Origin of the sequence: Arthrobacter sp. Edens01 (assembly GCF_001307035.1) — a bacterium.
Lineage (GTDB): Bacteria > Actinomycetota > Actinomycetes > Actinomycetales > Micrococcaceae > Arthrobacter_B.
Map to the genome: position 1 here is coordinate 176,712 of NZ_LKIU01000004.1, position 24,220 is coordinate 200,931.

Annotated in this window: 30 protein-coding genes; 15 read left to right on the forward strand and 15 right to left on the reverse strand. The window is 65.4% G+C overall.

The genetic code is table 11. The annotated features are described in order from the left end of the window. The first annotated feature begins 196 nt into the window (after positions 1–196). Entirely contained in the window at positions 197–406 is a 210-nt protein-coding gene (locus AO716_RS05720) for a hypothetical protein (protein ID WP_152969874.1), read from the forward strand. 115 nt (positions 407–521) lie between these two features. After that, entirely contained in the window at positions 522–1,049 is a 528-nt protein-coding gene (locus tag AO716_RS05725; protein WP_055240109.1) for a GNAT family N-acetyltransferase, read from the forward strand. On the opposite strand, the gene AO716_RS05730 is transcribed toward AO716_RS05725, so the two are convergent. Together AO716_RS05730 and gluQRS are read right to left on the reverse strand one after the other, a co-directional pair. Continuing rightward, a complete protein-coding gene (locus AO716_RS05730) occupies positions 1,046–1,483 on the reverse strand; it encodes a nitroreductase family deazaflavin-dependent oxidoreductase (RefSeq protein WP_055239998.1) in 438 nt (145 codons plus the stop codon). The genes AO716_RS05725 and AO716_RS05730 overlap by 4 nt on opposite strands. Before the next feature lie 57 nt (positions 1,484–1,540). Continuing rightward, positions 1,541–2,425 carry a tRNA glutamyl-Q(34) synthetase GluQRS gene (gluQRS, locus tag AO716_RS05735; RefSeq protein ID WP_055239999.1) on the reverse strand — a complete coding sequence of 295 codons (885 nt, stop codon included), beginning with the start codon at positions 2,423–2,425 and terminating at the stop codon, positions 1,541–1,543. Between the two features lie 119 nt (positions 2,426–2,544). On the opposite strand from gluQRS, the gene AO716_RS05740 reads away from it, so the two are divergent. The 3 genes from AO716_RS05740 to AO716_RS05750 all read left to right on the forward strand — a co-directional run bounded on the left by AO716_RS05740 (position 2,545) and on the right by AO716_RS05750 (position 5,529). Further along, a complete protein-coding gene (locus tag AO716_RS05740) occupies positions 2,545–3,453 on the forward strand; it encodes an LLM class flavin-dependent oxidoreductase (RefSeq protein WP_055240000.1) in 909 nt (302 codons plus the stop codon). Between the two features lie 50 nt (positions 3,454–3,503). Continuing rightward, complete coding sequence (locus tag AO716_RS05745) at positions 3,504–3,947, forward strand: nucleoside deaminase (protein WP_055240001.1); 444 nt, start codon at positions 3,504–3,506, stop codon at positions 3,945–3,947. A gap of 88 nt (positions 3,948–4,035) precedes the next feature. Beyond that, complete coding sequence (locus AO716_RS05750; protein WP_200907595.1) at positions 4,036–5,529, forward strand: alpha/beta hydrolase family protein; 1,494 nt, start codon at positions 4,036–4,038, stop codon at positions 5,527–5,529. A 33-nt stretch (positions 5,530–5,562) separates the two neighbouring features. Here AO716_RS05750 and AO716_RS05755 read toward each other — a convergent pair whose 3' ends face one another. Next, a complete protein-coding gene (locus AO716_RS05755; RefSeq protein WP_055240002.1) occupies positions 5,563–6,285 on the reverse strand; it encodes an MBL fold metallo-hydrolase in 723 nt (240 codons plus the stop codon). A gap of 97 nt (positions 6,286–6,382) precedes the next feature. Here AO716_RS05755 and AO716_RS05760 point away from each other — a divergent pair, with 97 nt between their 5' ends. After that, the gene (locus AO716_RS05760; RefSeq protein WP_055240003.1) at positions 6,383–6,904 is read left to right on the forward strand and encodes a TetR/AcrR family transcriptional regulator; all 522 of its coding nucleotides are present in this window, start codon (positions 6,383–6,385) and stop codon (positions 6,902–6,904) included. Positions 6,905–6,941: 37 nt separating this feature from the next. Here AO716_RS05760 and AO716_RS05765 read toward each other — a convergent pair whose 3' ends face one another. Genes AO716_RS05765 through AO716_RS05780 form a run of 4 tightly spaced genes read right to left on the reverse strand, consistent with a single transcriptional unit; the run spans position 6,942 to position 8,592 of the window. After that, positions 6,942–7,217, reverse strand: a complete 276-nt coding sequence (locus tag AO716_RS05765; RefSeq protein ID WP_082413350.1) for a VOC family protein — start codon at positions 7,215–7,217, stop codon at positions 6,942–6,944. A gap of 27 nt (positions 7,218–7,244) precedes the next feature. Next, positions 7,245–7,724, reverse strand: a complete 480-nt coding sequence (locus AO716_RS05770; RefSeq protein ID WP_055240004.1) for an SRPBCC family protein — start codon at positions 7,722–7,724, stop codon at positions 7,245–7,247. Beyond that, the gene (locus AO716_RS05775; RefSeq protein ID WP_055240005.1) at positions 7,721–8,227 is read right to left on the reverse strand and encodes an SRPBCC family protein; all 507 of its coding nucleotides are present in this window, start codon (positions 8,225–8,227) and stop codon (positions 7,721–7,723) included. Before AO716_RS05775 ends, AO716_RS05770 begins: the two co-directional genes overlap by 4 nt. Further along, the gene (locus AO716_RS05780; RefSeq protein ID WP_055240006.1) at positions 8,224–8,592 is read right to left on the reverse strand and encodes an ArsR/SmtB family transcription factor; all 369 of its coding nucleotides are present in this window, start codon (positions 8,590–8,592) and stop codon (positions 8,224–8,226) included. Before AO716_RS05780 ends, AO716_RS05775 begins: the two co-directional genes overlap by 4 nt. A 247-nt stretch (positions 8,593–8,839) precedes the next feature. Between AO716_RS05780 and AO716_RS05785 the strand changes: the two genes are divergently transcribed. The 7 genes from AO716_RS05785 (at position 8,840) to AO716_RS05815 (ending at position 15,262) form a co-directional block, all read left to right on the forward strand. After that, complete coding sequence (locus AO716_RS05785) at positions 8,840–9,142, forward strand: hypothetical protein (protein ID WP_055240007.1); 303 nt, start codon at positions 8,840–8,842, stop codon at positions 9,140–9,142. Positions 9,143–9,189: 47 nt separating this feature from the next. Further along, positions 9,190–9,690, forward strand: coding sequence for a DinB family protein (locus AO716_RS05790; RefSeq protein ID WP_055240008.1), 501 nt, complete (start codon positions 9,190–9,192; stop codon positions 9,688–9,690). 141 nt (positions 9,691–9,831) lie between these two features. Further along, positions 9,832–10,629 carry a DUF4190 domain-containing protein gene (locus AO716_RS05795; protein WP_055240009.1) on the forward strand — a complete coding sequence of 266 codons (798 nt, stop codon included), beginning with the start codon at positions 9,832–9,834 and terminating at the stop codon, positions 10,627–10,629. Between the two features lie 260 nt (positions 10,630–10,889). Continuing rightward, positions 10,890–11,387, forward strand: coding sequence for a thiol peroxidase (gene tpx / locus AO716_RS05800; protein WP_055240010.1), 498 nt, complete (start codon positions 10,890–10,892; stop codon positions 11,385–11,387). Between the two features lie 636 nt (positions 11,388–12,023). Beyond that, positions 12,024–12,824 carry a hypothetical protein gene (locus tag AO716_RS05805; RefSeq protein WP_055240011.1) on the forward strand — a complete coding sequence of 267 codons (801 nt, stop codon included), beginning with the start codon at positions 12,024–12,026 and terminating at the stop codon, positions 12,822–12,824. A 637-nt stretch (positions 12,825–13,461) separates the two neighbouring features. Then, entirely contained in the window at positions 13,462–14,364 is a 903-nt protein-coding gene (locus tag AO716_RS17210; RefSeq protein ID WP_152969876.1) for a hypothetical protein, read from the forward strand. A 55-nt stretch (positions 14,365–14,419) separates the two neighbouring features. Continuing rightward, positions 14,420–15,262: a hypothetical protein gene (locus AO716_RS05815; protein ID WP_055240013.1), complete on the forward strand. Its 843-nt coding sequence runs from the start codon at positions 14,420–14,422 to the stop codon at positions 15,260–15,262. Between the two features lie 105 nt (positions 15,263–15,367). On the opposite strand, the gene AO716_RS05820 is transcribed toward AO716_RS05815, so the two are convergent. Continuing rightward, a complete protein-coding gene (locus tag AO716_RS05820) occupies positions 15,368–15,904 on the reverse strand; it encodes a VOC family protein (protein ID WP_055240014.1) in 537 nt (178 codons plus the stop codon). Positions 15,905–15,983: 79 nt separating this feature from the next. On the opposite strand from AO716_RS05820, the gene AO716_RS05825 reads away from it, so the two are divergent. Beyond that, on the forward strand, positions 15,984–16,787 hold the full coding sequence (locus AO716_RS05825; protein ID WP_200907596.1) for an AraC family transcriptional regulator: 804 nt from the start codon (positions 15,984–15,986) through the stop codon (positions 16,785–16,787). Between the two features lie 28 nt (positions 16,788–16,815). On the opposite strand, the gene AO716_RS05830 is transcribed toward AO716_RS05825, so the two are convergent. The 7 genes from AO716_RS05830 to AO716_RS16950 form a co-directional block, all read right to left on the reverse strand. Further along, positions 16,816–17,700 (reverse strand): carbohydrate ABC transporter permease, encoded by an 885-nt coding sequence (locus tag AO716_RS05830; protein WP_082413351.1) that lies wholly within the window; start codon positions 17,698–17,700, stop codon positions 16,816–16,818. A gap of 3 nt (positions 17,701–17,703) precedes the next feature. Then, positions 17,704–18,648, reverse strand: coding sequence for a carbohydrate ABC transporter permease (locus tag AO716_RS05835; RefSeq protein ID WP_082413378.1), 945 nt, complete (start codon positions 18,646–18,648; stop codon positions 17,704–17,706). Between the two features lie 7 nt (positions 18,649–18,655). Further along, positions 18,656–19,987 carry an extracellular solute-binding protein gene (locus AO716_RS05840; RefSeq protein ID WP_055240016.1) on the reverse strand — a complete coding sequence of 444 codons (1,332 nt, stop codon included), beginning with the start codon at positions 19,985–19,987 and terminating at the stop codon, positions 18,656–18,658. A 226-nt stretch (positions 19,988–20,213) separates the two neighbouring features. Beyond that, a complete protein-coding gene (locus AO716_RS05845) occupies positions 20,214–20,804 on the reverse strand; it encodes a rhodanese-like domain-containing protein (RefSeq protein ID WP_055240017.1) in 591 nt (196 codons plus the stop codon). Positions 20,805–20,868: 64 nt separating this feature from the next. Next, a complete protein-coding gene (locus AO716_RS05850) occupies positions 20,869–21,459 on the reverse strand; it encodes a hypothetical protein (RefSeq protein ID WP_055240018.1) in 591 nt (196 codons plus the stop codon). An 85-nt stretch (positions 21,460–21,544) separates the two neighbouring features. Further along, entirely contained in the window at positions 21,545–22,228 is a 684-nt protein-coding gene (locus AO716_RS16945; RefSeq protein ID WP_235472012.1) for a sortase domain-bontaining protein, read from the reverse strand. 6 nt (positions 22,229–22,234) lie between these two features. After that, positions 22,235–22,651: an excalibur calcium-binding domain-containing protein gene (locus AO716_RS16950; RefSeq protein WP_235472013.1), complete on the reverse strand. Its 417-nt coding sequence runs from the start codon at positions 22,649–22,651 to the stop codon at positions 22,235–22,237. Between the two features lie 388 nt (positions 22,652–23,039). Between AO716_RS16950 and chvE the strand changes: the two genes are divergently transcribed. Next, positions 23,040–24,161, forward strand: coding sequence for a multiple monosaccharide ABC transporter substrate-binding protein (gene chvE, locus AO716_RS05865; protein WP_055240113.1), 1,122 nt, complete (start codon positions 23,040–23,042; stop codon positions 24,159–24,161). Positions 24,162–24,220 lie beyond the last annotated feature (59 nt).

Here is a 24,220-nt window from a genome sequence, read left to right on the forward strand (position 1 = left end):
CAAGCTGTCCTGATAAGCGTCGTTTCGCCCCTTGACCGCTTCTAGCGTTGAGGCAGTTCTGCAACAGCGGGAGCGGCCACGTATCCACGGAAGCTCCCGTTCGCGGAAGGAAGCGGACGAGCGGAAACGGTCCTGCGGAAGCGGACCTGCGGATGCTGCCCGGCGGAAGCGTCAGAAGTGCTGAGGGATGATGAACATGAGCTTGATGGAGATAGAGCTGGCGAAGCTGGATTACCGGCAACGCATGGATGAAGCAGAGCAGTACAGGCAGGAACGGCAGAGACTCGACCGCCTCCGCGGGACCGGCCGCCTGACCCGAAGGGCGAAGATGGACATCCCGGTCTTCGGATTCAGGATTGGCGGTTTCCGGTACCGGCTCTGGTTCACCCGGACTGTCGCGCTGTAGCTCCAAGGATCCGCCGCCCTCGCCCCGGGACAGCAAGAACGCGCCGGCCAGTCCCGAACGCGCCGGCGGCCACACCCCAAACGCGGGGCCACACCGCAGGCACTACGCTGTGGCCATGGATTCCCCCTACGTCATCCGTGACGCAGGGCCCGGCGACGCCCCGGCCTGCGCAGCCCTGTACGCCCCGTATGTCTTGGAGACGGCAACGACCTTTGAGGCTGAACCTCCGGAACCGGATGAAATGCGCCGGAGGATCGCTGCGGCACAGGAACAGCACGCCTGGCTGGTGGCAGCGCACGACGGCGGCGTGGCCGGGTACGCCTATGCCGGTACCTGGCGCAGCCGGGCCGCCTATAGCCGCACTGCGGAGACCAGTATTTACCTGGACGAATCCGTGAGGGGAACCGGTCTGGGCAAGCGGCTGTACGCAGCCCTCGTGCAGCGGCTGGGGGAGCAGGGCTACCGCACCCTGGTGGCGGGCATGACGCTGCCCAACCCGGCCAGCGAAGCGCTGCACGGCTCACTGGGGTTCACTCCGGTGGGAGTCTTCCGCCGGGTCGGGTTCAAGCACGGCGCCTGGCACCACGTGGGCTGGATGCAGCTGGACCTGCTGCCCGGATCGCCGCCTGACAGCGAGGGCTAGTCCATCCGCTCCAGTACAAAGAGCGGAATCTCCCGGTCGGTCCTGGCCTGGTAATCGGCATAGGGCGGGTATGCCGCAACGGCACGCTCCCACCACACTGCCTTCTCGTCCCCGGTCACTTCACGGGCCTGCATGTCCCACTTCTGCGGTCCGTCCTGCAGCTCCACGTGCGGGTTCGCCACGATGTTGAAGTACCAGACGGGATGCTTCGGAGCGCCGCCCATGGACGCGACCACCGCGTAATCGCCGTCGTGCTCCACCCGCATGAGCGGAGTCTTGCGCAGCTTGCCGCTCTTGGCACCCTTGGTGGTCAGCAGTACCACCGGGCGGCCGCCTAAGGTGGTGCCGCGGGTGCCGCCGGAAGACTCGATTTCCTCGGCCTGCTCGCGGGAGCGCTTGGATGTACTGGGGGCATATTCACCGGTAAGAGGCATGCGCCCCAGTTAACACCCAATCCCAATGAGCTGGCCAGCACCCGCTCAGTGGGGTGGCTATGCCGCCGGCGGCGAAAAGATCCAGGGCTGGCGGGGCAGTGTGGCCGGGTCGAAGGCCTGAAGCGCGTCGGGAAGAGTGCCGGGCAGGCCCAGTGAACCCAGGATCATGCCGGTTGCGTCCTGGGCTGAGATCCCGAGGTCTGCCAGTGCGGCGAGGGTTACGGCGCCGTCGCGCTTTGCCAGCCGCTTGCCGCTGGGGGAGAGCACCAGGGGAACGTGGACGTATTCCACCGGCGGCAGGCCGAGCAGCGAGGCGAGGTAGGCCTGGCGGGGTGTGGAGGAGAGCAGATCGTCCCCGCGGACCACCTGGTCAATGCCCTGGGCTGCATCATCGACCACGACGGCGAGGTTGTACGGCGGAACCCCGTCGTTGCGCAGGAGCACCAGGTCATCCACCACACCGGTGTAGTCCCCGTACAGGGCGTCATGAACCGTGTACTCACTGACATCGGCACGCAGGCGCAGGGCCGGAGGACGTTCGAGGCGGCGCCGGGCGCGTTCAGCTTCGGAGAGGTTGCGGCAGGTGCCGGGGTATGCGCCGGGCGGGGAGTGCGGGGCGCGCGGCGCGTCGGAGATTTCCGCGCGGGTGCAGAAGCATTCGTAGACGCGGCCGTCGGCACGCAGCTTCTCGACGGCATCCAGATACACCGGGGTGCGGTCGGACTGCCGGATCACCTCTCCGTCCCAGTCGAGCCCGACGGCGGCAAGATCACGCAGCTGCACAGCTTCCGCCCCGGCGCGGGCGCGGTCCAGGTCCTCCACGCGCAGGATGAAGTCCCTGCCGGTGCTGCGGGCGAACAGCCATGCCAGCAGGGCAGTGCGGAGGTTGCCCACGTGCAGTTCGCCGGACGGGCTGGGGGCGAAGCGGCCCGCTCCGGTCACGGCAGAGGACGGGGAAAGATGAGGGAGCACGCCTTCCAGCCTACAAAGCCCGGACGGCTTCCGCGCACGCCGGCAGCCGTTAGACTGTCCGGCACCATCACCGGAGCAAGGAGACAGTTATGCCCGACTACGGCCGCGACCTGCTCTTTGGCGCCTTCATCACACCGGTGGCATCGCCTCCGCTGCGGGCAGTCGAGCTGGCTGTAACAGCGGAAGAGGCCGGACTGGACCTGGCCGCTTTCCAGGACCATCCCTATCAGCCGCGGTTCCTGGATACATGGACACTGATGTCCTACGCAGCCGCGCGGACCTCGCGGATCCGGCTGGTGCCGGACGTGCTGAACCTGCCGCTGCGGCAGCCGGTCATTATTGCCCGCAGCGCTGCCAGCCTGGACCTGCTCAGCGGCGGACGGCTCGAGCTCGGACTGGGGACTGGGGCCTTCTGGGACGCCATTGCCGCAGCAGGCGGCGAGCGGCTTGCCCCGGGGGATGCCGTCACCGGACTCGAGGACGCGATCAGCATCATCCGCGGCATTTGGGACACCGGGGCCACCGCACCTCTCCGGGTCGACGGAAAAATCCACCAGGTTCACGGAGCCAAGCGGGGTCCGGCACCGGCACACGACGTCGGAATCTGGCTCGGTGCCTACAAGCCGCGCATGCTGCGCCTCACCGGAGCGGCAGCGGACGGCTGGCTGCCGTCGCTGGGATACCTGCGCGGAGGCCCGCCGGACCTCGCTGCGCTGAATGCGGTGATCGACGACGGCGCAGCCTCCGCCGGGAGGGACCCCGGCTCGGTGCGGCGGCTGCTGAACATCAGCGGGTCCTTTGGCTCCACCAACCGGGGACTGCTGCAGGGACCGCCGGGCCAGTGGGCCGACGAACTAACGGACATGGCACTGCAGTACGGGATCTCAGGCTTCATCCTGGCCTCTGATGACGCTGCGGAGATCACCCGGTTCGGTACCGGGGTGGCCCCGGAGGTACGGGAACGAGTGGAAAGGGCCCGGACGCACAGTCAGGGCTGAGCGGAGCCGCGCCCTTCCGCGCGCAGGACACAGGGCCCTAGTGTGGGGCCATGACATCGGAGCTGCTGCTGCCCGCCCTGAACGCCGCACGCAAGGGCAAGGAAGAAGGGGGAATACCCATCGGCGCCGCCCTCTTCGTGGACGGCACCATAGTCTCCACCGGACGGAACAGGCGACAGCAGCTCGGCAGCGTCATCCGGCACGCCGAAATGGACTGCCTGGAACACGCCGGACGCCTTCCTGCAGGTTCCTACACCAGGGCCACCATGGTCACCACGCTCTCTCCGTGCGACATGTGCACCGGGGCCATCCTGCTGTACCGGATTCCACGCGTCATCATCGGTGAAAACCGCAGTTTCCGCGGACCCGAAGACCTGCTGAGGCAGCGGGGTGTGCAGGTTGAAGTCCTCGACGATCCGGCCTGCGCCATGCTCATGGAGGAATTCATGACGGATTACCCGACGCTCTGGAACGAAGACGTCGGGATGCTCTAGTTTTCCTTGCCGGTTGCTCCGGCGTCGTGAAGGATGACCCCAGCGGGGGGAACCATCTGCAACGGCGCAGGAAGGATCGGAACAACGCATGAGAAGACTGACTACCTTGGGAATTGCCGTGTCACTGGCACTGGTCGCAGCACCGGCCACCGCCACTGCCACATCCACAGCGGCACCGCCGGTGACCGAACTGGGCGGCACACTGGCCAACGGAGCAACGTGGGCAGCGGAAGTACCCGCCGGCTGGAACGGGAAACTGGTGCTGTACAGCCACGGGTTCCGTCCCGGGCCGGATAACCCGGCCTGGGACCCTGGCTTTGACTCCACCGCTCAGGCCCTGACGGACCGTGGATTCGCCGTGGCGGCGTCGTCGTATGCCAGCGCCGGATGGGCGCTGGGAACAGCCGCCCAGGACCAGCTGGACACGCTGGCGGCATTCTCCGCGGCAGCAGGGGAACCGGACCGCACCATCGCTTTCGGTACCTCCATGGGAGGGCTGGTCAGCAGCCTGATCGCCGAAACCCCGGACAGCGGAGTGGACGGGGCAGTGAGCACCTGCGGGCTGCTCGGCGGCGGCATCAACCTGAACAACTACCAGCTGGACGGCATCCACGCGCTCGCCGAACTGCTGCTGCCGGGCCAGGACCTGCAGCTGACCGGCTTCCGCACGTCCGCGGAAGCCGGAGCCACCATCACCGCCCTGATGCAGGCGGTGCAGCAGGCGCAGGCCACTCCGGAGGGACGGGCCAAGGTTGCGCTCGCCGCGGCACTGATGAATACGCCCACCTGGTTCAGCGGCGAAAGCGCTCCGGACCGCAGGGACTTCGCGGCCCAGCAGGAAGCGCAGTACAACTGGCTGCTGCAGACCATTCCGTTCGTAGTCGGTTCCCGCGTTTCGATTGTCACTGCGGCCGACGGCGACAGCGGCTGGAACCAGGGCGTGGACTACCGTGCCCTGCTGCAGCAATCCGCACAGAGGCAGCAGGTGGACGCTCTCTACCGCACCGCCGGACTGGACCTGAAGCGGGACCTGCGCACGCTCACCGCTGCTGCGGACATTGAGCCGGATGAGGAAGCCCTCGACTGGATGGACCGCACCTCCATACCCCAGGGAGACCTGCAGATCCCGGTCCTGACCATGCACACCCTGGCGGACATCCTGGCGCCGGTGGAATACATGGAGGAATATGCCGAAACCGTGCGGGAGGCACGGGCGACGCCGCTGCTGCGGCAGTCGTTCGTCGAACGGACAGGGCACTGCACCTTCACGGACGCTGAGCGGGTGGCGGCCGTGCTGGCAATGGATGAGCGGCTGGATACCGGCCGGTGGGCCAACCTCGCCGATCCCCGGCAGCTGGACCGGCGGGCCGAGTCCCTGGGGCTCGGGGAAGCTGACTTCATTCAGTACAAGCCGGCCGAGTTCATCAATGACCGCGTCTGGAACCCGGGCACGGGACACGGTCACGGACCGGGCAAGGGACACGGGCCAGGCAAAGGCCACGCTCCCGGGAAAGGCCACGACCCCGGGAAAGGGAGCGGACACGGCCCGGGGAAGGGCAACGGACCGGGCCATGGCCGCTAGCCCCTCCATCAGACCGGTTTAGCTTTCCCGCGTTTACGCCCTGGAGCGGACCTCGTTGGCAAGAGTGCTGACGTTCCCGTTCCAGGGCGTGCCGTGGCCGGGCAGCACCCAGCCGACGTCTGAGAGCTGGGTGAGCCTATCCAGCACGTCCAGAGCCTGCGCCGGATCGTCGGTGAACGGCGACGGCTGCAGGCCGGCCTTGCCGGAGAGTACATTGCGGGTGGTGAGCGCGTCACCCACAAACAGCGCCTTGGCCTCCGGGACGTGGATGGCCACACTGCCGGGCGAGTGCCCGGGAAGGCCAATGATCCGCGGTGATCCCGGAAGGTCGAGTACATCTCCGTCTGCAACCGGCACGACGTCGGTGAGGTAGGTGGTGCGCCAGCCCTGTTTCCGGACGGAGTAGGCCAGGAACCGGGCGGTAGGGCCCGGCCGCATGCTCCCGGCGGAGCCCGGAGCAGGCTTGTAGCGCTTCGTTCCACGCGCCCGGGCCTCATCCGCGGCATGGACATAGACGGGTACGCCGGTTTCCCGGCGCAGCCGCTCGGCAAAACCAATGTGGTCCGTGTCCCCGTGGGTCAGCACGACGCCGCGGATATCGGCCAGTGGACGGCCCAGGGCTGCCAGTTCCTGCTGCAGGTCCCGCCAATGGCCGGCGAGCCCGGCGTCGATCACCGTGATGCCGTCGTCGGTCTCCACCAGGTAGGCGGCAACTATGTCGTTGCCGATCCGGTGCAGGTTTGGTCCGAGCTTCATGGCTTCTCCTTCTGGCAGACCGGCGTGTCCGGCCACATGGCTAACCTAATTAGCTATGATGGCTAATGTCAATAGCCAACGATTGTCAGGAGAAGCCATGCCGGCACCCCAGCGCACGTCGCTTGAAGCCATTGTGGAAGCGGGCAGGGCTGCCCTGGAAGGCGGCGGTCCTGAATACGTCACCATGAACGCGGTCGCGGAGCGGGTGGGTGTCCGGGCGCCCTCCCTTTATAAGCGGGTGAAAGACCGGGAGGCACTGCTTGCCCTGATCGCCCGGGCAACGCTGGAGGAGCTTCGTGAACTTATGCAGGCTGAGGACTCGCTGGCCGGACTTGCCCGTGCGTACCGGTCCTTCGCCCATCAGCGGCCGGAAGCGTTTCGGCTGATCCAGACGCGGGCGGCCTCGCCCGATGACCTGGCCCGTGCCAGCGAACCGGTCCTCGCCGCAGCCCGTTCCGCCGTCGGGGAAGCAGATGCCCTGGAAGCGGCGCGGTTTATGACGGCGTGGCTGACCGGCTTCATCACCATGGAGCTGGCCGGTGCCTTCCGCCTGGGCGGTGACCTGGACCGGGCCTTCGAGTACGGCGTCGAGCGGGTCGCCGCAGCCCTGGGGGACTGAGGCGGCCCGCCCGCCGTCGTACTGTTTGGTTACGCGCCTAGATCCCTTCGCCCGGCTGCGGGCGGGCGCTGTAGGGGATCAGCGGATTCGCCGCGCGGAGGCCCTTCAGTGAACCGGGTTCCATCTGCTCCTCGCCGGGAAGGGAACCGATGACGATTGAGCAGCCCGAACCGGGCGGTGTGAGCTGGGCGAAGGCCATGTGCTCGTTGACGGTGTGGTGGTCCAGGTCGAATCCGATCTGGTCGGAATAAAAGGCGATGCTGCGGTCAAGGTCGCTGACCGGGACGCGGATTACTTCCAGGGTCCAGTCCATGGCTCCTCCAAGAGTGGTCGTGTGGACTCAGGCCGTGGCGAATGCCAGCAGCTGCTCGAGCTTGTCGTACCCCTCGGCCATGCCGGATTCCATACCCGAGGACACGAAGTTATCCCGCGTCTCCACTGAGGGATAGACCGAATGTCCCACCAGGCGGGACCGGCCGTCGGGAAGGTCCTCGAACCGCAGGTAATCCAGGCTCGCCTGGTCCGGGTAACCCTCAAACTCGAAGGTCTGCAGGATGAACTCGTCTGCCCGGATGTTGTGGAACACGCCGCGGAAGGCGTACTCCTCCCCGCCCTCGCTCTGGACGAACCGGTATGAGCCGCCGGGGGTCGCCTCGAAGGCATCGATCCGGGTGTCCAGGCCCTCCGGCCCGACCCACTGGACGTAGGAATCCGGGCTGACGTGGGCGCGGAACACCTCCCGTGCCGGGTAGTCGAACTCCCGGACGTAGTCGATGTATGGGACGCCGTCGGGAACGGTGACTTCCAGTGCGTTGGTCATGATGCCTCCTGGGGGCTCCTGGCGCCGGCAAGGGACGCGAGCAGTTCTTCGAGGCGGTCATATCCCTGGCCCAGACCGTCTTCCATGCCTGAGGATGCCATGCCGTCGCGGGCCTCCATGGTGGGATACACGCCGTGTGAAGTGAGACGGGTCCTGCCGTTTCCCAGATCCTCGAATGTCAGGGATTCAATGCTGACGACGTCCGGGTAGCCGGAGAATTCGAAGGTCTGGATCGCGAATTCGTTTTCCCGGACCGTGTGGAAGATTCCGCTGAAATCGTAGGGAACGCCGTCCGGGCCGGTATGGGTGTACTTGTAGGTGCCGCCGGTAACGAAGTCGTAGTGGTCCATTTCCATCTTCATTCCACGCGGACCAAGCCACTGGCTGATCAGTTCAGGATCCCGGTGGGCGTTGAAGACGTCTGCTACGGGGAAGTCCACCTCCCGTGAGTAGTCAATATAAGGGACGCCGTCCGGTACGGACAGCTGTAGTGCGTTCGTCATGTCTGGGTGTCCTTTGCCTGCTGGCCGTGCTGCACGGCCTCGGATTTAAGCACGGCATCCAGGCTGCGGAACTGCCCCTCGAGGACCAGCCGGTACCGGTCGATCCAGGCGGTAAGCGCCTCCAGCCGTGCAGGGTTCAGGTGGACGGGCCGGCGCTGTGCATCCCGTGACCGGGTGACCAGCTGCGCCTGCTCAAGAACCTGAATGTGCTTCGAAACCGCCTGCTTGCTGATTTCGAAGGGTTCCGCCAGTTCGTTGACCGTTGCCGGGCCCCGGGAGAGCCTGGCGATGATCCGCCGCCGTGCCGGATCGGCCAGGGCCAGAAACGCCCGGTCGAGCAGCACGTCCTCTGAGGCTTTGTTCATGGGTAGCCAACGTTCGCGTCGCTTCAAACTGCTGTAATCAATCTCTGCTTTGATCAACCTTTCGGTTGATTACGGACGAAGCTACGCCCGCCAGCTGTCCGGCGCAAGAGGATTTGGGAAGAAAAAATGGCAATCGTTGCCAGCAACTTCACAGGGGGCTCCCGGCGACGCAGCGGGGCAGCAGGCGTACCGTGTTTTCTTCTGGTCGGGCGCACCAGGGGTCCGCTGCAGCGGGAAGGGACAGACCATGAGCTCAATGGACCACAGCCAGGCAGTTCATCGGCACCACAACGAGACCGGCTTCCACTGGCCGAGTTTCGCACTGGGTCTAGTCCTGCTGCTGTTTGTGCTGGCACAGGGCGAGGACAACGGAGCTCCCGGCTACGTCGGGATGGCCGGGCTCATCTTCCTGATCACGGGGCTCTACTCCGTGGTGTCCCGCAGGCGATCATGGATGCGGCTGACCACCCGGACAGCGGCCTGGATAGTTGCGGCCGGGGGAGCCGTCCTAATGCTGCTGGCGCTGGTTCTGCGGCTTGCAGGAATGTGACGGCGGTTCGTTTCCTTGGTGTCCGGCGGCATGGCTAGGCTGGGCGGATGCTCACCGACAACCGCATTGACCCGCCCGACGCTGCGGGCGAAAGAGAAACCCTCAACGGCTTCCTGGACTACCTGCGCGCCAGCGCCGTATACAAGGCACAGGGGCTGAGCGACGCCGACGCCGCCCGCCGCGTCCTTCCGTCCCTCACCACCGTGTCTGGCCTGCTCCGCCACCTCGCCGATGTCGAACGGAGCTGGTTCCGCGAACGTATGGACGGCCAGGACGGCGTTCCCTCCCGCTGGAGCGACGAAGACCCCGACGGCGAATTCCGCGTCTCCGAGTCCGACAGCCTTGCCGGGATCATCGCGGACTACGAGGCAGCCTGTGCCGAGTCCCGCGAGGTGGCTGCCCGGTACGCCCTGGACGATGTGGCCCGGGCAGAGACGTGCCCGCACAACCTGCGCTGGATCCTGGTCCATATGGTCGAGGAAACCGGAAGGCACTGCGGCCACCTCGACGTCGTGCGGGAACTGCTCGACGGCGTGACCGGGGAGTAAACGAAGGCGCGTTTGTCCTCGGGCAGCTCCGCTCACGGAAGCAATGTCAGAGGCGGCTCCTAGTGTTGGCCGCAGCAGAGACAAAGTGTCCTGCGGCGGCCCCACGGCCGTCCTGCTTTTGCATCCTATGGGGGATCCGCAATGGAAAACGCAACCTATTCACCCGCGCCGGCACCGCTGCCGGCCCCACCGGCCAAGCCCGGCAAGGGCCTGGCTGTCACCGCCTTGGTCCTGGGCATCGTGGCCTTCGCCCTGTGCTGGGTTCCGGTGCTGAACAACCTCTTCCTGTTCGTTGGCATCGCGGGCCTCGGCTTCGCCGTCGCCGCCCTTGTTGTCGCCTCCAAGCGGAGGGCGCCGAAGGGTATGCCGATTGCCGGCCTCATCCTCAGCGTCCTTTCGATCATCGGCGTGTTCGCGACCCAGGCTCTGTACTCAGCTGCCATCGATTCAGTAGTCGAGAGCATTGAGGACGGATCCGACGGCGTTGTCGCAGCAACGGAAGAGGAGCAGGAAGAAGCCGGCACCCAGTCCCTGGCGATTGGCAATTCTGCGGAAATCGGCGAGTACACGGTCACCGTCACCGGCGTGAACCTGAACGCGAACGAACAGGTCCTGGCTGAAAACCAGTTCAACGAGCCTCCGGCCGGGCAGTACGTCCTGGTGGACATGGCCGTGGTCTACAACGGCGCTGAGGAAGGCGATCCGTGGATTGACCTCAGCACGGAGTTCGCCGGTTCCGACGCTCGCCAGTACTCCACCACTACATGCAGCGCGGTGTCGCCCAACCCTGCGCACGAGGTTCCGACCCTCACCAACGGCGGCGCCGGCGACTATTCCGTCTGCTTCGATGTGCCGGCCGAGGCAGTGAACGATGCGAAGGTCCTGGTGAAGACCTCATTCTCGTTCAAGGATGACCGGGTGTACTGGGCCGCTCAGTAGCCCGCCGGCAAAAGGCGCCTTAAACTGAACGGCTCCCCGGCTGTCGCCAGGGAGTCGTTCCAAGGTCCGGCCGATGAACCTACTGGTCCCGGCCAAGTGGACCTGTTCTGGTCCCGCCTTAAGGAACCATTTCCAGTTAAGCACCGGCACATAAAAAGGGAACCCCCGTGCTTCAACTTTTTTCTGGCCGATGACCGTCGACCAGCATTTGCGCAGGTCAGCGTTGCAGATGTCAGAACAGAACGTGATAAACACAAGCTATGGCAACCACAGCATTTAAGCAGTCCCCTGTCCGCACCGCCGGCGAGCTCCCCGCCACCGGCAGCTCCGCTCCGGCCTTCGACCTGGTTGGTACCGATCTCGCCCCCGTCACCGCCGGTGACTTCGCCGGCCGCCGCGTAGTCCTCAACATCTTCCCGAGCGTGGACACAGGCGTCTGCGCTGCCAGCGTCCGCCGGTTCAACGAAATTGCTGCCGGACTGGAGAACACCACGGTGATCTGCGTTTCAAAGGACCTGCCGTTCGCCCTCGGCCGCTTCTGCGGATCGGAAGGCATCGAGAACGTAGTGGCAGCATCCGCATTCCGCAGCAGCTTTGGCGAGGACTTCGGCCTGACCCAGACCGAAGGTCCGCTGGCCGGCCTGCTGGCCCGCGCCGTCGTCGTAATTGATGCAGACGGCACCGTTGTGCACTCCCAGCTGGTTCCGGAAATCACCACCGAACCGGATTACGACGCCGCCGTGGCGGCTCTCGCGTAGCCTCCGCCTTCAACATTCGGGCCCGTTCCACATACCGTGGTGCGGGCCCTCTTTTTGTGTTTCCGCAGGTCAGCGAGCCGCCTCGGGTCCCTTAGGATGGTTCGGGGTGGCCGCTGGAGCTGCCGTGAACCTAAATACCGGACCACATTGGGGGGAACGATGGACAGGGAACAAGGACAGCCTGAATCGGCGGACGGCTGGCCGGGAACAAATCAGCGGGCAGACGGCGCAGAGCCGGCCTCAGTGGAAGGTCCGGCGGAGACAGCTGCGGAGTCTGTACCTGAAGGCCGTTCGGCGGAGGTGTCCGGGTTTGCATCGCCCGGCCCTGCTGCACCTTATCCGTCTTACGCCGGCGCCCAGACCCCGCCCCAACCCAACCCTTACGCCGGCATTCCGGGTGGACCCCAGGGCCCCGCGTACCCTCCGGCGCCTTCACACGGTCCTGCATCAGGTCAGGGGTACGGTTCCGGGTATCCCGGATACCAGGGCCAGCCCGGGTACCCCGGTCAGTTTGGGCAGCCGGGTCAGTTTGCTCAGCCAGGTCAATCTGGCTATCCGGGCCAGCCGGGCTATCCCGGCTACGGCAGCTACACTCCGCCGCCGCCCACGCCCGGCAAGGGACTGGCAATCGCAGCGTTGGTCCTGGCCATTCTGGCACTGCTGATCTGCTGGATTCCCCTGGTGAATTTCGCATCCTTCCCGCTGGCAGCCGTCGCTGTGGGGCTCGGCATCCCGGCACTGGTCAAGGGACTTAAGGGCCGAAACATCGCCAAACCGCTTTCCATCGCAGCCTTGTCCATTGCCGCGCTGTCCATGGTCGCGGCCATTGTCGTAAACACCGTCGTCGTCGATTCCCTCCGGGACGCCGGCCTCTGGGAGGACAACGGGCCAGGCACCGAGACCAGCGCGGAGTCCTTCGCTGAGTTCCTCGAAGAGTCCGAAGAGCTGTCGGAATCGGCGCAAAACGATTACGCCTACGAGTATTCAGCCGGTTATATCGCCGAAAAGGTTGCCCAGCCTGCCAACGCTGCCGGGGACGAAGTGACCGTCGGCGATTACACCGTGACGCTGGTCGAGCTTGACCGGGACGCCGAGGCTGAAGTCCTGGACCGCGACCCGTCTGCGGGCGCACCGGATCACAATTACGTCATCGCCCGGTTCAGCGCCGTCTACAACGGTGAGGGGGATGGGCGGCCCTGGCTGGACCTGCCGGCGGAACTGGTAGGGACGGACAACAAGATCTACTCCGTGATGGGCTGTTCCATGAGCCTGGGCATGCGGACTGTTGACCAGGAGCTGCTCAGCAAGGGGGACACCGTGACGCAGGAAGCGTGCTTTGACGTCCCGGACAGTGCCCTGGGCGAAGACAGCCGGTTGAGCATGCGCATGATCCTCGCCGAACAGAACAACGACGAAGTGTTCTGGCGCCTGCCGTAGCCGTGGGAGTCCTGCCAGTCGTTCCCGGTTAGGGCGTACCACCTGGTCAGGGCGCTTAGGATAGTGCGGTGGTGCCCGGGATGCCGGGCCACGGCCGCATCTTTTGATAATCGCATCATTGCTTGGGGGAGCTATGGATAAGGAACAGGGACAGCCGGATCTGACGGAGGCTCAGGACGGCAAATTGTCCGTGTCCGAAGGAGCCGGGACTGCGGTGGAGGGGGTCGGCGACGCAGAAATGAGTTCCGGCGACGCGGACAAGACACACGGCGACGCAGACACCAGACCCGGCGACGCAGAAACAGTGCACAGTCCAGCAGAATCCGCCGCTGAGCCTGCCGGATTGCCCGAGGACCGCGGTTACCCCGTCCCGCCTCCTTGGGCGGAGCGGCCGTTCGCTCCTCCGAGCGGTCCCGTGTCTGTGCCGCCCATCCCCCCAATCCCCCCGGCCCCGGGGATGCAGGCCCCGGGGATCCCGGTCCCGGGTATGGCGGCCCCGGGGATGCCGGCACCGGGGCCGCCCGGCTCAGGGATGCCAGGCGGATGGCCGGGGAACGGCACACCCGGCTACGGCGGTCCTCCCAGCACCGGTCCAGGCGGATACGGAGGCGCTGCCTACGGCGGCTTTCCAGGCCGGGTGCCCATCTATCCGCCGAAATCCCCGGGCAAAGGGCTGGCCATCGCAGCACTCAGCGTTGCCGGCGTCGGCCTCTTGTTCTGCTGGATCTGGTTCCTGAACTTCATCACCTTCCTGCTCGGCTTCGTGGCGCTGGGGCTGGGCATCCCGGCACTGGTCAAGGGCGTAAAAGCCCGCAACGTGGCACGTCCGCTCGCCATAGCTGCACTGTCCGTTGCCGTCTTCTCGATGATCGCCGCCAGTTTTGTCAACGTGACAATCCAATACGGTTTGCTTCCTGCGGCCGGCGAACCTGGCCTCTCGGAGAGCGAACCCGAGGCGGCTGCACCGGCACCCGCTCCGTCCCGAACACCTTCTCCGTCCCTGACCCCCGCTCCTGTGGCTCCGTCCGAAACGCCAGCTGCGGCCACGCCGCCGGTGGTTGCTGATAAGGACTATTCCGTGGACGTTTCGGGCCCGTTCTTTCGGCATGTGATCGCGCAGCCGGCAAATTCCGCCGGGGAGAGCGTGCAGGTGGGGGACTACTCAGTGACGCTCGTGGAAGTGAATCTCAAGGCAAACGAAGATGTCCTCCGGCGTGACCCGGATGCAGGAGCTCCGGACCACAACTACGTCTTGTTTGAGTTCAATGCGCTTTACAACGGAGACGCCACCGGACGGACCTCGCTGGATCTTGGGCCGCAGTTCATCGGGGCGGACAGCCGTATGTACAGCGTCCTGAATTGCTCCATGAACCTCGGTGTGAGTTACGCGGATGAACCAACTCTGTCCAAAGGCGAGTCTGCCACGCGGCGAGTCTGCTTCGACCTGCCCGCGGAAGCGCTGGGTGAGGACAGCCGTGTTGCCCTGCGGATGACCCTCGCCGAGGACAACAACGAGTCCGTTTACTGGCGGCTGCCGTAACGCGGCCTGACGGGCTGGCCTGCGCCGAAGCAAAGAAGCAGGTCGAGGGGGAGCAATGAACAGAAATCAGTTTCTGCAGCCCGGCAGTGCCTACGCGCCCTCGGGCTCTGAGCCCCGGCCGGGCAGGGCCCTGGCCGTCGGCGCCCTTTCCGTGGCCCTGGCGGGTCTGGTCAGCTGCTGGATTCCATTCCTAAACGTATTTGCTTTCGCCACCGCGTTGGTCGCCGTCGGACTTGCGGTCGCGGCGCTGGTAAAGGGCGGGACCCATCCACGCGCGCCCCGGGTGCTCTCGGTAGTCTCCATCGCCCTTGCCGTGCTGTCCGTCGTCCTGGCCTGGGCAGTGAATTCGTGGGTGATAAACGCCTGGAATAACGCGGACGGTTCGCCGAAATCCCTGCAGGAATCGGCGCCCTGGGCGCCGGATGCCAACGGAAGACCGGGCGATTATTCGTATGACCTGCCGGAAACGATGCTCGAGGATATCTACGCGCAGCCAGTAGCAGCGGCCGGTGAGACGGCCCGGGTCGGGATATACGCCGTGACGCTCACGGAGGTAGAACGCGATGCGACGGCCAGGGTCCAGCAGCACGATCCGTCCGCCGGAACTCCCCGGCATCAGTACGTCCTGCTTGAGTTTGGCGTCCATCATGACGGCGAGGGCGCCACTGAACTTTCCGCTGACATGCTTCCCGAGTTCATTGGCGCCGACGGGCGCTGGTACAGCCACCTGAACTGCTCTGCTAACCTTGCCGGTCCGGGCCGGCCCCTGCTGGCGCCGGGGGAGACCGGCACCTACCAAACCTGCTTCGACGTTCCTCCGGAGGCGTTCGGGGCGGACAGCCGGGTAAGCCTGCGTACGCGGAGCACCCTGGAGACGGTTTACTGGCAGCTTCCCTGAGCAACAACCTGACTGGATGCCACGCCGCACGGGTGCCTGGCGCCGTGTTCCACGCCCGGCGGTTGACGGCGCTCTGTCACGTCGGACGAAGGGCAAACGGACCGCTCAGGCTTGCTGGGCAGCCCATTCCGCAACCCGGCGTGCGCTTTCCTCCTCGGACAGGTCTTCTACCCGGGTCATGATGGACCAGCGGATGCCGAACGGGTCCCGGATGCTGGCGAACCTGTCCCCGGAGACGAACGTCGTGAGCGGCTCCCGAATCACTGCTCCTGCGGCTTCCGCACGCGCCACCACCTGGTCGGCGTCGGAGCAGTAGAAGCCCAGCGAGTAGCACGCAGTGTCCGGTTCCGGTGGCGGAACCAGTCCGAAGGCCTCGCTGGGCTCACCCAGCTGCAGGTGGCCGGTGCCGAAATCCAGATCGGCATGGGCTGTTACGCCGTTCATCTCGGTAACGTCTATCACCCTGGCTCCGAACACGTCCTGGTAGAAACGAATTGCCTCCGCCGCTCGCGGGACGGAAACGAATGGTGTGAGACTGGTCAGGCCGTGAGGCACGCCGTCGGTGGTGTAGCGGCCGGAGGTACCTTGAAATCGGCTCGCGGTGGGGGTTGGCTGGGTTGGTTGTTTCTGGGTTGTAGTCATGGAATCAGGTTAGGAAGACGGCGGGTCTCCTGGCTTGGAGATTCGCGACAGCTCTAGGGACGGCGTGAAGGGAGATCCTGTGGAGGAACACTGGCGCGGCCCGCTGTATCCGGCCCGGCTGCCCTCGTTCCACCGGGTACCCGCGCCGGCACTGCTGGCGGACCGCTTCCGCTGGTTCTGGATCCCCGAGTGGGACCTGGCAGCCGGACGGACCTCCCGGCAGGAAGTCCTGCCCTTCCCGGCGCTGAACCTCGTGATCGAGCAGGACGGTGTGCGGCTGCATGGACCGGCAACGCGCCGTTCCGTCCGTGATCTGCAAGGCACCGGCTGGGCCTTCGGACTGCTGCTGCGCCCGGCGGCGGTTCCGTTCCTGTGTCCGGATCCCGCAGCGCTGAAGGATGCCAGCACCGCACTGGAGCTGCCGGGGCTGCGGATGCCCGTCACCGCCGCGATGGAGTCAAAGGCGAACGACGACGGCGGCGCCCGCCGAGCAGCGGCTGTTGCGGCGGCGTCGGCCTGGGCGGAAACCGCCTTGCCCACATCTCCACCGGAGAGCCTGCTGGCCAACCGCTTTGAGGACTTGATCGAGGCGGATCCATCCCTCACGCGCGTGGACCAGGCCGCTGACCTGCTGGGAGTTTCGGTACGCAGCCTGCAGCGGATTGCCCGGAAGCATGTGGGCCTGCCGCCGCTGGCGATGATCCGCCGCTACCGGCTGCAGGAGGCGGCCGATCGGCTGCGCACCGATCCGGACTTGGGGATTGCCGACGTCGCTGCCGAGCTGGGCTACGCCGACCACGCCCATCTAACGGATGTGTTCCGCGAGGTGCTGGGGTTTACGCCCAGCGGATACCGGCGGGAAGCGGCGTCGGACGGGGATTAGGGCCCGTCCGATACAGCCCGGCACAGCGTCAGCCCTTCATCGCCCCGCTGATCGCGAAGCTGCCGCCCATGGCACGGGTGGCGATGTACAGGACGATGACCGGCAGCGAGTAGAGGATGGAGAACGCCGCCAGCTCGCCGTAGGCCACCCCGCCGTACTGGTCGAAGAACCGGAAGATGCTCACGGAGGCCGGCTGCTTGCTTTCGGCAAAGAGCAGGATGAACGGAACGAAGAAGTTGCCCCAGCCTTCCAAGAACACGAAGATGAACACCACGGCCAGTCCGGGACGCATCAGCGGCAGCACCACGTAGAACAGTGCCTTCATGGATGAGGCACCGTCGATCCAGGCCGCTTCCTCCAGACTCACCGGGACCGAGTCCATGAAGTTCTTCGTCATCCAGATGGCGATCGGCAGGAACGTGGCACCCATAAAGAAGATGGTGCCGCCGAGCGAATCGAGCAGGTTCAGCTGCACGAACAGGCTGTACACCGGAACCATGATGGCTGTGATCGGCAGGCAGGTGCCGAACAGCACCGTGTACATAAAGGGGCGCTTGAAGCGCAGCTGGTAGCGGGACAGGGGATAGGCCGCCAGCACCGCCGCCGTCACGGTGACCAGCGCGGAACCGGTTGCCAGCAGGAAACTGTTCAGCAGCGGAAGAAAGGTCTGCTGCGCATTCAGAATCGCGCCGAAGTTATCCAGCGTCAGGGTCGACGGTGCGGTGAGTTCGTAGGTCGCATCGGCGTTTAGCGACGCGGATACCAGCCAGGCCAGCGGCAGCACGAAACACGCAGCGAAGAGCAGCAGCACCACGTTGGACACCCGTCCTGCCTTCCGGCGGTGCGCGGGTGTGCGGTGGCTGTGCGCGGTCCGGCCGGTGGACGGCAGGGAGGGGGCAGCGACGTCGGCCATTGCCTAGTCCTTCCTTTCCCGCAGCATGCGGATGTAGGCAATGGAGAAGACCGCGCCAATGAGCAGCATGACGACGGCGATGGCCGTTCCGTAGCCAATGTCGCCGAACTGGAAGGCCTGCTCGTACGCCATGATCGGCAGGGTGGTGCTCGCGTTCAGCGGCCCGCCGCGGGTAACGACGAAGATCAGCGTGAACGTGCCCAGGGTCAGGAGCGTGATCAGCATCAGGTTGGTGGCGATGCTGCGCCTGATCATCGGCAGCGTGATGAAGCGCAGGCGCGCAAAACCCCCGGCGCCGTCGATGGTGGCGGACTCGGTGACTTCCGGCGGAACGTCGTTCAGGGCTGCCTGGTAGTTCATCATCGAGAAGGCCGTGCCGCGCCAGATGTTCGCCAGGATGAGGGCGAACATGGGGTGTTCGTACAGCCAGTCCACCGCAGGCAGCCCGGCCAGCCCGGTGAGCTGGTTGAGCATCCCGTCGCGGAAGAAGAACGCGTAGGTGATGAAGGCGGCAACGATTTCCGGCAGCACCCACGCTGCCACCACGCAGGTTCCGACGACGGCGGCCACTGCGCGGTTGGCACGCTGCATGAGCAGGGCCAGCCCAAGCCCCAGGCAGTTCTGCCCGATCACAGCCGAGCAGAACACAAAAAGAAACGTCAGCCACAGGGACTGCGGGAAGAGTGGATCGGCGAGCAGGCTGCGGTAGTTCTCCAGGCCGATCCATTCCGGGTTGCGGGCGCTGGCGCCGGTGAGCCCGGTGTCGGTGAAGGAACCGTAGAAGGCCCACAGGATCGGCCCGCCCAGGAACACCAGCAGAAGTACGACGGCGGGGGCCAGCGGGAGGAGCCGGCCCGCCTTGCGGACCCGGTTGCGCGGGACCCGGGGGCCGGCTGGAGCTGCCCGGTCCTCCGTGGGGGAGGACCGGGGCCCGGCAGAGGTGGACACCACCGGGCTACTTCTCGACGACGTTCTCTTCGCCGACGATCTTCAGCAGGGTTTCGTCGTAGGTTTTGGCGGCTTCCTCGGGAGACTTGCCGCCAGCCACGACTTCCTGGGTTGCGGTGAGGACGGCGGTGTCGATCTCGGCGAAGTCTGCCGTGGCCGGACGGTAGTTGCTGACGTCCAGGACCTCGGTGACCTCGGCGGCGAACGGGTTCATCTCCTGGTATTCGGCTGCCTCGGCCACATCGGTGCGGACGGCGATCTTGGATGCGTCAACGGTGTACGCGAGGGAGTTCTCGTAGTCCATGGCGGTCTTGACGAAGTCCACGGCCAGCTCCGGGTTCTCCGTGCCGGCACCGACGGCCAGGGTCCAGCCGCCGGACATGCTCACGGCGCCGGGTTCCTGTCCGTCCTGGGTGGGGAACGGCGTCGTTGCCATGACCTCGCTGTACTCGGGCCATTCGTAGTCGGCTCCTTCCTGCCAGAACTGCGGTGCGTAGGAACCTTCAACCGTGGCGCCCATCTGGTCCTGCGGCAGCATTTCGCCCACGATCTTCTGCCAGACGTTCGGGTCCAGCGCCTCGGCCGGTGTGACGGCTAGTTCTTCGTCGTAGATGGTCTTGAGGAAGGCCAGCGAGTCGGTGAAGCCCTGCGACCCGGTCACCCACTTCTGCTCGTCCTCGTCATAGAGGGTGCCGTCCTCGGTGCCGTAGAGAAGTTCGTAGAAGCTCTGCATGGTTCCGGCGTACATGCTGAACGGGACCACCTCGGGATTGGCGGCCTTGACCGTGCGGGCCATCGTGAGCAGGTCATCCCACGTTTCGGGCTGCCAGGGCAGCTCGATGCCTGCTTCGCCCAGCACGTTCTGGTTGTACCAAATGACCCGGGTGTCCGTTTCAAGCGGCACTGCGTAGGTCCCGCCGTCGTCGCCCAACCCTGCCTGCTTGGCTGTCTCATTGAAGGTGTCCCAGTCCTCCCAGTCCGCCAGGTAATCGTCGAGCTGCAGGACGTAGCCGGCGTCGACGTCGGCGCGGAGCTTGAAGGAATCCTCCACGAACACGTCCGGAGCCGTGTCAGGGGAACGCTGGGAGAGTGCGAGTTTGGTGGCGTAGTCCTCGTCATTGCCCTCGATCGGAGCGAGCTCCACCGTGACGCCGTCGTTCGCCGCCTCGAACTGCTCCTTGGTGTTCTGCATCAGCTGCTCGAGTACCGGGTCGGCCTTTTTGTAGGCGATGCGCAGGGTCTGTGTGTCCCCGTCACCGCCCGAGCTGTCTCCCGCACAGCCGCTGAGCACAAGCCCGATGGCCGCGGCCCCCATGAGTGTTTTGGCTATCGAGCGCATGGTTCTCCTTTGATCCACGACTTTCCCGGCGGGCGCCAGCGGCCCGAAGTGACCTGAGGTTAGTCCTGCGGCGCCAGTAACTCAACGGTGCTGGTGATACAGAAGGGGTCTTTGGGGAGAAATAACATTTCTTGCGGAAATAGATGATTAACCTGAAAACGGCCCGCTCCGTTGGGGCGGAGCGGGCCATTCCTGCAGGTCAGAGGCTTGTTTGGAGATGCGCGAACTAGCGGTCGAGGTTGGCCTGGATCTCTTCCCACGACGGCTCGGAAGCGCCCTGGTTCCAGGGCAGGTACGCCAGCGCCTTGCCCATGGCGCACGTGTTGGAAAGGGCTGAGAAGACCAGTCCGCCGCTGATGCCGCCGGCCAGGACCCGGAACTTCGGCGAGGCGATGCGTCCGGCGAGCAGGCCGAGTCCCACCAGGCTTCCTGCGGCGAAGCGCACCTGGCGCTCCATGTCCCAGACCTGCCGGCCGCGGACCACGGAACCGCCGGCCTTCTCGACGTCGTCCACACTTTCGGTGAGCACCTGCCCGCCCTGCAGGCCCGCTGCAGCGAGGCGTTCGTGCGCCTGCTTTGCCCGGACGCCGGACTGGCAGAGAAGCACGACGCCGTCATCCAGCCGGGCGGCCAGCTCAACGGTGTGCGCGGAGAGCAGAGGCAGGGGAATGTTGTGGGAGCCCGCGATGTGCACGGACTCGAACTCGGCCGGGTTGCGGACGTCGATGACGGTGAGGTTCGGATTCTCCTCAAGCAGGGACTTCAGGGTGACGGCGTCGATGGTCTTGGTGGTCTCTGCGGTGGCAGCGGGTGACATTCGGTTCCTTCGGTTGGAGTGGCCGGAGCGAAGCACCAACCCTATGGCCCGAATCTGGGAGAAGTCAGGGGATGTTACGGCGTGTGGCCGGTGCGTCATGCCGCGGCCGCAGTCCACGCTCTTTTCGGATCCTGTCCGAGCGCCGAATGCTTGGAAGGAGGGCCAGTGCCATGACCAGCGGCACGGCGACCATGATCAGCCTCAGCGGGATGATGACCGGATCCAGGGCATAAAGCAGGGAGGCAGTGGGACTGACCACCTCGTCGATGACCACCCAGACCAGCACCTCGACGTGGAGCACACCTGGGAACACGGCCGCTGCGGTCAACGCCGCACCCCAGCGCCGGGATCGTTTGGACGGTTCAACCACCGCGGTTTGGGTTGCCGCGAAGAGCGCACCGCCTAACAGCAGGGGCGCGAGGCCCCATACGAGGGCGAATCCCAAGCCGAGCAGCACCGTCCCGACGTCGTAGATCGGGTCCCGGGAATCATTGAACAGGTAGATGACCAGGCCAGCGGCGATCAGCCCCAGAGGAACGTAGATTGCCAACAAAACCAGAAAGGTGGTCCGGGAGTTCCGCTTGTGGAGTTTCTTGAATTCCGCCTCCGCCATATTCCAGCGGCGGTCATCGACCGGTGTCCGGTGCGGTCCCATCCCGCTTCCACCCAGTAGCGCCATCTGCCCAAACCCCCCGTCGTCCCGTCGGCAGCAACGATACCTGGGGTGCTGTGGTTCGCTTCTAGCCAGGGTCGGCCAAGACCGCGTAGACCACGTAGTTGTCCTGCCAGAGTCCGGTGGTGCTGTCGAACCCGTCGCAGGTGATCAGGCGGAGTTCAGGACCCGGTGTGTTTCCGTAAACCTCATCAGTAGGGAACATGTCCTTGGCGTATTGCTCGCCCCGAACGACGACGAATACAGATTCTGTCCCGTCTTCGCGCTCTACTGCTATGTGGTCTCCCGGTACCAGGCTGCGAAGCCGGGCGAAGACTCCCGGGCCGCCGTCGTTGGCATTGACGTGGCCCAGCAGGATGGCCGGACCGGGTTTACCAGGAGCGGGTGAACCCGTGTACCAACCGGCGGGGGATCCGGGAGATGCCGGAGGCACTTCAAGGGTTCCATCCGGCAGTAGCCCGAGCTCCATCAGCTCCGACCTGGTCTGGATTGTGGGCAGGGAGACGATGCTCGGCGATGCCGGAGCGGCTTCGGCGCCGGGCTGAGCATCTTGCGGAAGTGCGGGGAGCGGACGAAGGGCATCATCAGCCGGTCCCTGGGCCGGGATCTGGGGTAGGGCAAAGTAGCGGGGTCCGGCGTCATCGGGTGTGCTCGTATCACCGGCGCCGCCAAGGAGGAACGCCGCGGCGGCGGCCACCAGAACCATTCGGCTCCGGCGGCCGCTGCCGCGGGATTCTACGTGTCGTCCCAACGCAGGCTAGGCGTGGTTTCCGGACTTGCGCCGCAGCCCGGCAGCGATGCCTGCGACGGCGACTACGCCACCAGCGGCGAGGAGAACGCCGGTGGCGTCGGTGCCCTTGTCCGCGGGCGCACCTGTGTTGGCTCCGCCCTTGGGGGTGTTCCCGATCTGATTGTTGACGGGGGGCACCGTCGTCGTGGTGGGTGATGGAGACGGGGGAACGGGTGACGACGTGGGGCCTTCGCAAGCGACGCCGTCTCCATCTCGGTCCAGGCTCGGCTCATAGCCCGGCTGGCCTTCGGCAATGTTGTAAACGCCTTCAGCAGCAGCGGCGTCGCAGTTGGCATACGGCGGAGCCGCGGCAGCCGGCGAAGCTGCCAGTGCAGTGAAGCCAAATGCGGCCGCAATGGTGAGTCCAGTCAGGGTCTTTTTCACGATCGAACCTCCGGTTCATCGAGTAATTAGGACCCGCGACAGAGTACGAAACAGGTATTTTCCCGAGAACCGAAATCGGAGGAATTGACCTGGGCTGACTGCGATTCGTTGGCAGCGCCGATTCTGCCCGCCAGTACTGAGGGCACCTATTGACAGGAGCCCGAACGAGACCCCCGCATTGCGTTTGGATAACGTTCCGGAAACCCCTTGCCGTGATCCACATCACGGGGATATGTTGTGCTCGCCTACAAATTGTCGGTAGGGGTATCGACAGGGGCGCTACAGCGTTGTATCCGCTCGATCCAGCCGTCCGGGTCACAAGGATGTTTCCCGTAGTCTCGCCGTGCAGTGCCTTGCCGGCGGCAGGATCCTTTTCAAAGGTTCGACCATGAGCAAAAGAAAGAATGTTTCGGCCCTTTTCCTGGCGTTCGGCCTGACAGCAGGTATGGCGGCCTGCGCCCCCGCCGGCACCACGAACAGCGACAGTGAAGGCGGCGACGGCGTCGAATGCAACGTGGGAATCTCCATGCCCACCCGCAGCCTGGAACGCTGGATCAATGACGGCGAAGGGCTGAAGGAAAACCTCGAAGCCCGGGACTGCACCGTCGACCTGCAGTACGCCGATGACAAAACCGACCAGCAGATCAGCCAGATCCAGAACCAGGTGGCCGGCGGCGCCAAGATCCTGGTAGTCGCAGCGATCGACGGCGAAACGCTGGCTCCGGTCCTGGAAGACGCCAAGTCCCAGGACGTCACCGTGATCGCCTATGACCGGCTGATCAACGGCACAGACGCCGTGGACTACTACGCCACATTCGACAACTACCAGGTGGGCCAGCTTCAGGGCCAGTTCATCGAGGAGGAGCTTGGCTTGGCCGACGGCGAGGGTCCGTACAACCTTGAGCCGTTCGCCGGCAGTCCGGATGACAACAACGCCAAGTTCTTCTTCTCCGGTGCCTGGGACGTGCTGCTTCCCTACGTGGAGAGCGGCCAGCTGGTGGTTCCCTCCGGCAAGTCCCCGGCGTCCAATGACGACTGGACCTCCATCGGCATCCTCGGCTGGGGATCCGCGGACGCGCAGGCGGAAATGGATAACCGCCTGCAGTCCTTCTACACCGGCGGCGACAAGGTCGACGTCGTGCTTTCTCCCAATGACAGCCTGGCGCTGGGCATCGAACAGTCCCTCGCCAGTGCCGGATACACGCCGGGCACGGACTGGCCGGTGATCACCGGCCAGGACGGCGACGTCGCGAACATCAAGGCAATCCTGGGTGACCAGCAGTCCATGACGGTCTGGAAGGACACCCGTGAACTGGGCGCCCAGGTGGACACCATGATCGAGCAGATAGTCAACGGCGACGAGGTGGAGGTCACTGACACCGAGACCTATGACAACGGGGTGAAGGTGGTTCCCACCTACATCCTTGAGCCGCAGGTCGTGGTTAAGGACGAGGTCCAGTCGAAGCTGGTGGACTCCGGCTTCGTGGAGGCCGGCGACGTCGGTCTCTAGGGCAGCCCCGCCCCGCGGGGCACGACGACGACGGCGCCCGCCACCGCCGTCGTGCCCCG

Excerpts from the sequence above, each read along its gene's own strand:
- AO716_RS05720 (WP_152969874.1), top strand. The coding sequence starts at position 197 with ATGAGCTTGATGGAGATAGAGCTGGCGAAGCTGGATTACCGGCAACGC.
- AO716_RS05725 (WP_055240109.1), top strand. The coding sequence starts at position 522 with ATGGATTCCCCCTACGTCATCCGTGACGCAGGGCCCGGCGACGCCCCG.
- AO716_RS05730 (WP_055239998.1), bottom strand. The coding sequence starts at position 1,483 with ATGCCTCTTACCGGTGAATATGCCCCCAGTACATCCAAGCGCTCCCGC.
- AO716_RS05740 (WP_055240000.1), top strand. The coding sequence starts at position 2,545 with ATGCCCGACTACGGCCGCGACCTGCTCTTTGGCGCCTTCATCACACCG.
- AO716_RS05745 (WP_055240001.1), top strand. The coding sequence starts at position 3,504 with ATGACATCGGAGCTGCTGCTGCCCGCCCTGAACGCCGCACGCAAGGGC.
- AO716_RS05750 (WP_200907595.1), top strand. The coding sequence starts at position 4,036 with ATGAGAAGACTGACTACCTTGGGAATTGCCGTGTCACTGGCACTGGTC.
- AO716_RS05755 (WP_055240002.1), bottom strand. The coding sequence starts at position 6,285 with ATGAAGCTCGGACCAAACCTGCACCGGATCGGCAACGACATAGTTGCC.
- AO716_RS05760 (WP_055240003.1), top strand. The coding sequence starts at position 6,383 with ATGCCGGCACCCCAGCGCACGTCGCTTGAAGCCATTGTGGAAGCGGGC.
- AO716_RS05765 (WP_082413350.1), bottom strand. The coding sequence starts at position 7,217 with ATGGACTGGACCCTGGAAGTAATCCGCGTCCCGGTCAGCGACCTTGAC.
- AO716_RS05770 (WP_055240004.1), bottom strand. The coding sequence starts at position 7,724 with ATGACCAACGCACTGGAAGTCACCGTTCCCGACGGCGTCCCATACATC.
- AO716_RS05775 (WP_055240005.1), bottom strand. The coding sequence starts at position 8,227 with ATGACGAACGCACTACAGCTGTCCGTACCGGACGGCGTCCCTTATATT.
- AO716_RS05780 (WP_055240006.1), bottom strand. The coding sequence starts at position 8,592 with ATGAACAAAGCCTCAGAGGACGTGCTGCTCGACCGGGCGTTTCTGGCC.
- AO716_RS05785 (WP_055240007.1), top strand. The coding sequence starts at position 8,840 with ATGAGCTCAATGGACCACAGCCAGGCAGTTCATCGGCACCACAACGAG.
- AO716_RS05790 (WP_055240008.1), top strand. The coding sequence starts at position 9,190 with ATGCTCACCGACAACCGCATTGACCCGCCCGACGCTGCGGGCGAAAGA.
- AO716_RS05795 (WP_055240009.1), top strand. The coding sequence starts at position 9,832 with ATGGAAAACGCAACCTATTCACCCGCGCCGGCACCGCTGCCGGCCCCA.
- tpx (WP_055240010.1), top strand. The coding sequence starts at position 10,890 with ATGGCAACCACAGCATTTAAGCAGTCCCCTGTCCGCACCGCCGGCGAG.
- AO716_RS05815 (WP_055240013.1), top strand. The coding sequence starts at position 14,420 with ATGAACAGAAATCAGTTTCTGCAGCCCGGCAGTGCCTACGCGCCCTCG.
- AO716_RS05820 (WP_055240014.1), bottom strand. The coding sequence starts at position 15,904 with ATGACTACAACCCAGAAACAACCAACCCAGCCAACCCCCACCGCGAGC.
- AO716_RS05830 (WP_082413351.1), bottom strand. The coding sequence starts at position 17,700 with ATGGCCGACGTCGCTGCCCCCTCCCTGCCGTCCACCGGCCGGACCGCG.
- AO716_RS05840 (WP_055240016.1), bottom strand. The coding sequence starts at position 19,987 with ATGCGCTCGATAGCCAAAACACTCATGGGGGCCGCGGCCATCGGGCTT.
- AO716_RS05845 (WP_055240017.1), bottom strand. The coding sequence starts at position 20,804 with ATGTCACCCGCTGCCACCGCAGAGACCACCAAGACCATCGACGCCGTC.
- AO716_RS05850 (WP_055240018.1), bottom strand. The coding sequence starts at position 21,459 with ATGGGACCGCACCGGACACCGGTCGATGACCGCCGCTGGAATATGGCG.
- chvE (WP_055240113.1), top strand. The coding sequence starts at position 23,040 with ATGAGCAAAAGAAAGAATGTTTCGGCCCTTTTCCTGGCGTTCGGCCTG.